Source organism: Pseudorhodobacter sp., assembly GCF_034675685.1.
Lineage (GTDB): Bacteria > Pseudomonadota > Alphaproteobacteria > Rhodobacterales > Rhodobacteraceae > Pseudorhodobacter.
The window spans coordinates 586,292-592,958 of sequence record NZ_JAUCDA010000016.1 but is presented as its reverse complement, the minus strand read 5'-3'; the positions used below and the strand labels follow the sequence as shown (position 1 = coordinate 592,958).

Annotated in this window: 6 protein-coding genes and 2 pseudogenes; 4 read left to right on the top strand and 4 right to left on the bottom strand. The window is 54.7% G+C overall.

Annotated elements, in window-relative coordinates; all coding sequences use genetic code 11:
- Nucleotides 1-59 precede the first annotated feature (59 nt).
- A protein-coding gene (locus VDP61_RS14310) for an IS3 family transposase (protein ID WP_323007529.1) occupies nt 60-1,192 on the top strand; the annotation gives its coding sequence in 2 pieces (ribosomal slippage) (nt 60-327 and nt 327-1,192; 1,134 coding nt in all).
- Between the two features lie 142 nt (nt 1,193-1,334).
- On the top strand, nt 1,335-1,739 hold the full coding sequence (locus tag VDP61_RS14305; RefSeq protein WP_323007528.1) for a hypothetical protein: 405 nt from the start codon (nt 1,335-1,337) through the stop codon (nt 1,737-1,739).
- Nucleotides 1,740-1,795: 56 nt separating this feature from the next.
- Here the strand turns inward: VDP61_RS14305 and VDP61_RS14300 are convergent, their stop codons facing one another.
- Nucleotides 1,796-1,969 carry a hypothetical protein gene (locus VDP61_RS14300; protein ID WP_323007527.1) on the bottom strand — a complete coding sequence of 58 codons (174 nt, stop codon included), beginning with the start codon at nt 1,967-1,969 and terminating at the stop codon, nt 1,796-1,798.
- A complete protein-coding gene (locus tag VDP61_RS14295; protein WP_323007526.1) occupies nt 1,948-3,159 on the bottom strand; it encodes an IS701 family transposase in 1,212 nt (403 codons plus the stop codon). Before VDP61_RS14295 ends, VDP61_RS14300 begins: the two co-directional genes overlap by 22 nt.
- 136 nt (nt 3,160-3,295) lie before the next feature.
- On the opposite strand from VDP61_RS14295, the pseudogene VDP61_RS14290 reads away from it, so the two are divergent.
- Nucleotides 3,296-4,054, top strand: a pseudogene (locus VDP61_RS14290) (IS5 family transposase).
- 275 nt (nt 4,055-4,329) lie between these two features.
- On the opposite strand, the gene VDP61_RS14285 reads toward VDP61_RS14290, so the two are convergent.
- A complete protein-coding gene (locus VDP61_RS14285) occupies nt 4,330-5,211 on the bottom strand; it encodes a hypothetical protein (protein WP_323007525.1) in 882 nt (293 codons plus the stop codon).
- 126 nt (nt 5,212-5,337) lie between these two features.
- On the opposite strand from VDP61_RS14285, the pseudogene VDP61_RS14280 reads away from it, so the two are divergent.
- Nucleotides 5,338-6,094: pseudogene (locus VDP61_RS14280) on the top strand (IS5 family transposase).
- Here the strand turns inward: VDP61_RS14280 and VDP61_RS14275 are convergent.
- Entirely contained in the window at nt 6,061-6,540 is a 480-nt protein-coding gene (locus VDP61_RS14275) for a hypothetical protein (protein WP_323007523.1), read from the bottom strand. The pseudogene VDP61_RS14280 and the gene VDP61_RS14275 sit on opposite strands and share 34 nt — an antisense overlap.
- Nucleotides 6,541-6,667 lie beyond the last annotated feature (127 nt).

The following is a 6,667-nucleotide window of genomic DNA, read 5'->3' as shown; positions in this document are numbered from 1 at the left end:
GTCGCGGGAATTCGGACCAGTTGTTAAGATGGATTTCTTAATGAGCGAGATGATCCAGAATGACGAAGAGAAAGAACCACGCGCCCGAGTTTAAGGCCAAGGTTGCGCTTGATGCGATCCGCGAAGAGATGACGCTTTCTGAGCTGTCGAGAAGTATGGGGTGGCATGCTACCCAGATCAGCACATGGAAGCGTGCAGCGATTGATAACATGGCCGCGACGTTTGGACGACGGGGCCCTGATCCTGACACGCCGAGCCCGGCTGATATAGCAAAGCTGCACTCGAAGATTGGGCAGCTTGTTGTGGAGCGGGATTTTTTGGCAGATGCCTCGGTTCAACTGCTCGGGACGCGAGGCAAAAGATGGTGAGCAAGGATCATAAGTTGAGCGTGCGGCGTCAGTGCGCGTTGCTGACGCTGGTGCGGTCGAACCTTTTCTATGAGCCAAAGGGCGAGAGCGCAGAGAACCTGAGGTTCATGGCGATCATAGACAAGCAATTTCTGCAGACCCCGTGGTATGGATCGCGTCAAATGGCCCGTTATATGCAGCGCGAGGACCATGCTTGTGGCCGTCATCGGGTGCGGCGTTTGATGCGCCTGATGCGGCTGGCCCCGATTTATCAGGAGCCCAACACCAGCAAGAAGCACCCGCAGCACAAGATTTGGCCCTATCTGCTGAGAAACGTGGCGATCGACCGGCCGAACCAAGTTTGGTGCGCAGACATCACCTATATACCGATGCAGCGGGGCTTTCTGTACCTGGTGGCAATCATGGACTGGTATAGCCGCAAGGTTTTGGCGTGGCGGCTGTCCAACACCATGGACGCGGAGTTCTGCGTGGAAGCCTTGAAGGATGCCTTGGCCAAATACGGCACGCCAGAGATATTCAACACGGACCAAGGCAGCCAATTCACAGGCAGCAGTTGGGTTGAGGTTCTGGTGGATGCAAAGATCAAGATCAGCATGGACGGCAAAGGGCGCTGGATCGACAACCGTATGATTGAGCGGCTTTGGCGGTCCCTGAAATATGAATGCGTTTATCTGCATGCCTTCGAGAGGGGATCCGAGGCCAAGGCGGGTATTGGAAAATGGTTGGCCTATTACAACGCGGAACGCCCCCACTCCACCCACGGTATCTTGACCCCCAACGAGGCCTATGCCACCCAAACAGAACCAATGAGATTAGCGGCCTGAAATGAAACCCTGATCCATCTTAACAAGGCTGTAAACTGGTCGAAAAACTAGGACCACCTTAAATATCATAGAAGCCGTTCGGCAGGCCGAGTTAACACTGGGCCGCGTTAACGCGACAACTGGCTATCGTTTCTTGATGGTCATGAAGTCGGAGATCGACGAAATGGCGAAACAGGTTGAGCAAAGTCGTTTCCATAACAGGGAAGCGAGCAATGGTATCCCGGCATCTGCATTTGCACGCAGCATAGGCATGCGAAGCGAAGGCTGGTTCCAATCTCTGTTCGAGGCTGGCCATGTCAGCGCTAAGTGGACGCACCATCCGGTCACGAACGCTCGCATCCTCTACGTCTCCGATGAAGATATTGCCGCGTTCAATCGGCGTTTTTTGACGCTTCCACAGATGCAGATCGAATTCGGCCTTCACCAAAACACCTGTGCAGCGAGGCTCCGAGCGGCCAGAGTGGCACCGTTCTCACCGCATGGGCAAGATTTCGGATCGCTTTTCGAGCGGGAGAAGGTTGAAACGATCATGCGCATGCGCAACTGACCAACAGACCTGCACGCTGCGCAGATAGACATTCAAGGCCGGACAAAGGCTTAGCATTACAGTTGCATATTTGATTTGAAGTGTGTCTGTTGGGCTATGGCCTGATGAGCGCGTCGCCAGAGCGACCATGCAATGACATGGGCGGGATGAATTTGTTGCCGTGCGAGGCGGGTGGCGATGCGGCGGATTTCCTGCATCGACCAGCGGATCAGTTGGCGGTCTTGCGCCATACCGACCGCATCTTTTTTTTTTGGGGATCCAAGGGGCGAGTATTGGCCCGATTGCGGATGACTGCCATCATCGCGAACGCGAGCATCACCAGCGAGACGTGGCGATGCCAGCCATGCCAAGAGCGGGTTTCGTTGTGGTCGAGGCCGAACTCATTTTTGGCAGTCTCAAAACTCTCTTCGATCGCCCAACGATGCCCCTCCACCGTCACCAGTTTTTCCACAGGCGTGCCAACCGGGCACCAGGTCGAGAAGAAGGCGAGGTCGCCATCGGCGATGTTGCGGCGGATCAGCAGCCCGCGTGTCCAGACACCGGTGAAATCCGCGCTGAAATCATCGGCGTCAAGATCAGCGAGATCAAGATAGGCCCAGTCATGCAGTCTCGCGCCTTTGGTCCCCTGGCCTGCTGACAGCCGGTGCCAGGCATCCTCGGGCAAAGCTTCAGCGATGTCCTTCGCGGTTCCGTTAACGGCCAGCGGCTTACCCCATGAGCGGAACGAATGGTTGGCGTTCACACCCAGCACATAGCCTTTGGCTGCGCGTTTGAGCGCCATTTCCATGTCTCCCACGCCATAAACGCTGTCGGCTGCCACCCAGGAAAACGGCACGTTTGAAGCAATCGCCCGCTCGATCATCGTGCACGCCAGTGCTGGCTTGGTGGCAAAGCGAATGCTGTCCGGCACATGGGCCGCCGCCAGGCGATCCCGGTCATCCGCCCAGCCCTTTGGCAGATAGAGCGCCCGATCAATGAAGGCATGACCATGCCGGGAGACATAGGATGCGAACACACCGATCTGGCAATTGGTGATCTTGCCGGCCGAACCTGTATATTGCCGACCGACCCCGCAGGATGCCTTGCCCTGCTTGAGAAAACCGGTCTCATCAAGCACGAGAACGGCATCGGGATCGGCCAGCGTCTCAAGCGCGTAATCACGCATGATGTCGCGCAAAGAATCCGCGTCCCAGCATCCGCGACCCAGGATCGCCTGTTGCCGCCAAGGGCCGAGATCGCCCGCCGCTTCCGCACGCATCCATCCCGTCTTGCGTCTTTCTTCCCCCAGTAAGCCGTCCAAAAAATGGCCCGCTGACACCGCCACACGCTCCTGCGTGAACAACGGTCGCATCCGCGCCTTCACTTCCCGCAACGAAGACGCCCAAAGTTCAAGCGTCGCCTCGACTGATGCACCTGTCATCCATGACCTCCGATTTATGGAAACTCATGGATTCAGACATCAGAGTAAAATGCAACTGTAATGCTAGGGCTTGTTGAGATTCAGGATTTACAATTTGGCTGACTTCTGATTCACTCCTTCAAAAAAGGAGGTTTGGATGTTGAGCGAGCGTTTTGTTATCAACGATACCCAGTGGGCTTTGATGGAGCCGCATTGTTTTGGCAAAAAAGGTGACCCCGGTCGCACGGGTGGGGACAGTCGCGTTTTCATGGAGGCGGTTTTGTGGATTGCCCGAACCGGTGCCCCGTGGCGTGATCTTCCAGCTGAATTTGGCAACTGGAACACCATTTTCAAACGCTTCCGACATTGGGTCAAAGCCGATGTTTTCAAACGGATATTTGACGCCGTGTCGGGTGATCCTGACATGGAATGCGTCATGATTGATGGCACAATCTGCAAGGTTCACCGCCACGGACAGGGCGCAAAAGGGGGAGCTTAAAGCCAGGCTATAGGGCGATCTCGCGGTGGAATTACCACAAAAATTCTGGGCCTGACTGATGCGCTCGGCAATCTGGTTTCATTTCGTCTGATGCCGGGGTAAGTCCATGATCTGCGCGAAACGGCGGAGATCATTGAGGGTATTTCCTGCAAAATGTTCCTTGCGGATCGCGCATTTGACGCCAACTGGCTGCGCGAAACCCTGAGTGTTTCAGGAATTATTCCGGTCATCCCGCCAAAATCCAACCGAAAATTCCCGCCAGAGTTCGACAACCATAGTTACAAATGGCGGCATCTGATTGAGAACTACTTTCAAAAACTGAAGGAATTCAAACGTATAGCCCTGCGGGCCTGTAAAACAGACCAGAGCTTCGCTTCAATAATCTATCTGGCCGCCGCTATCATCAACTCTCGATGAATCTCAACAGGCCCTAGTGGTGCCAGTCTGACATGAACGTCTCGTGAGCCAGGCGGCGTCGATGACGAAGAGCGGTAATGCGCACGATGCTGGCGTTCTTTGCACGTGCGAAAGACCATTCGCGGTTTCTGCATCACCGACGTGGAGGGCGGAAAACGGTCTGTAATGTCGCGGGATTGCACCCGCAGAAAGACAGAGTGAGCGGCCATTCATTTGAAGGCCAGCCACCAACGCGATCGGTGCGTCCCTTTCTGAGTTCCCCGTGCTACTACGGGTTAATCTTCAACCAGCTGGTCTTGCGGCGGCGGCACCCATCCGTCAGACTGGAAGAGGGCGAGCACCTCTTCATATTTGGCGGCACGGCGCATGCGCTGAATATGCTGATAGAAGCGATTACGCGCTTCTGGGCTCGGCTGGTCAACAGGCACCGCGTTGCGCAATACGCCATGCAGAAGCGTATCAGTCTCCGCAGCATCCCAATTCTGTCCATTATCGATTATGGCATCGAGAAGTTCATCGAGCTGTTGGCTGTTGAGACGGCCGGCGAACGGCGTTATGAGTTCGCCGAAGTTCGCTTCTGACCCGCGCCAGCTACCAGAGCTCTGATATTCTCGTATTGCTCGCGGCCAAAGTTCAGCGAGCGGCTGAGAGGCGATGGCAGCGGCAATTTGCGTCCTATTGAGTTCGGCTATCAGGGACAACAGCCGGGGGCGGAACTGCGCGACAGTCACTCCCGCTAGAATGCGATAGTCAGTTAGTCCCGCGGGGTCGGCATTCTCTATGGTCTGCTGCAGTGCGGTCCGCGTCGGTTCCTGAAGTCCTGGCCAAATATCCGGGAAAGCGGCGATGAAAGCGACAGCGCGAGGGCGGTTTGCCGGTTCGAGATTGTCGATCAGCTGGATGATTGCCATGAAGACACTTGGCCAGGTGTCAGTGGCGCGCTCGCGTATCGCGACCAGCGAGGGAATGATTTTCCGATGAAGTGGTTCCCATTGCGCTGGCACTCCCTTAAGAAGGGACTTTGCGAGGACCGTGCCGAAGTTACGCACGTTCTGAGCACGGACGCGCGCGAGGTAGCGCTGCTCGACATAATCGAGAATGCGTTCATAGGTCGTTGGAAACCCTGTTGACTGAACGTCGACGTCATAGATATCCAAGATCGCTTTACCTTGTAGGGGTTCCTGCGAAAGCACCAGATCGACCGCGTTGACTAGGGCTTGTTGAGATTCAGGATTCACAATTTGGCTGACTTCTGATTCACTCCTTCAAAAAAGGAGGTTTGGATGTTGAGCGAGCGTTTTGTTATCAACGATACCCAGTGGGCTTTAATGGAGCCGCATTGTTTTGGCAAAAAAGGTGACCCCGGTCGCACGGGTGGGGACAGTCGCGTTTTCATGGAGGCGGTTTTGTGGATTGCCCGAACCGGTGCCCCGTGGCGTGATCTTCCAGCTGAATTTGGCAACTGGAACACCATTTTCAAACGCTTCCGACATTGGGTCAAAGCCGATGTTTTCAAACGGATATTTGACGCCGTGTCGGGTGATCCAGACATGGAATGCGTCATGATTGATGGCACAATCTGCAAGGTTCACCGCCACGGACAGGGCGCAAAAGGGGGACTAAAGCCAGGCTATAGGGCGATCTCGCGGTGGAATTACCACAAAAATTCTGGGCCTGACTGACGCGCTCGGCAATCTGGTTTCATTTCGTCTGATGCCGGGGCAAGTCCATGATCTGCGCGAAACGGCGGAGATCATTGAGGGTATTTCCTGCAAAATGTTCCTTGCGGATCGCGCATTTGACGCCAACTGGCTGCGCGAAACCCTGAGTGTTTCAGGAATTATTCCGGTCATCCCACCAAAATCCAACCGAAAATTCCCGCCAGAGTTCGACAACCATAGTTACAAATGGCGGCATCTGATTGAGAACTACTTTCAAAAACTGAAGGAATTCAAACGTATAGCCCTGCGGGCCTGTAAAACAGACCAGAGCTTCGCTTCAATAATCTATCTGGCCGCCGCTATCATCAACTCTCGATGAATCTCAACAGGCCCTAGATGAAGCCTGACCAATTCCGGTGATGGTTCGAAGAGGTCTGCTTCTGCCGAGAAGGCCGGGTGCGCGCAGAGGTGCCTGTCTTCGCGAAGGCGCTCCAGTTGCGTCCGGGCGATTCGATTGACGACTTGGGTGTTGGCGGTCGCGTCTTCTAGAATGCCTCTTTCGAGCTGAAGCAGTTTGGTGATGTCGCCTGACAATGTCGCATTGTCCCAATATTGAAGAAAAGCGGTGGCGGCTTGATCACCCATGGCGCTCAACTCGCGGTATTTAGCGATCAAATCATATACGAGGGCGACCCATGCTGAGGTGAGTGCGCCACGCAACGCGCCTGCTTTGTAAGCTCTTACCGCGTCCAGAAAATACGCCTTGGACTGGGGATGCCGGATTCTAGTGAGCATTATATCGAGATCTACAAATCCAGTGTCCAAAGCTCTTTTTCCTGACATAGCATTATGCTGACGCAATACCAGCTCACCTTATATGCCACAAAAGATCCCGCAATTTCACCTTGAATGTTGCATGGCCGAACGTCAATTTTGGGGTGTGGAATTGTAG

Coding starts and splice junctions, on each gene's coding strand:
- VDP61_RS14305 (WP_323007528.1), top strand. CDS start 1,335: ATGAAGTCGGAGATCGACGAAATGGCGAAACAGGTTGAGCAAAGTCGT.
- VDP61_RS14300 (WP_323007527.1), bottom strand. CDS start 1,969: ATGGCGCAAGACCGCCAACTGATCCGCTGGTCGATGCAGGAAATCCGC.
- VDP61_RS14295 (WP_323007526.1), bottom strand. CDS start 3,159: ATGACAGGTGCATCAGTCGAGGCGACGCTTGAACTTTGGGCGTCTTCG.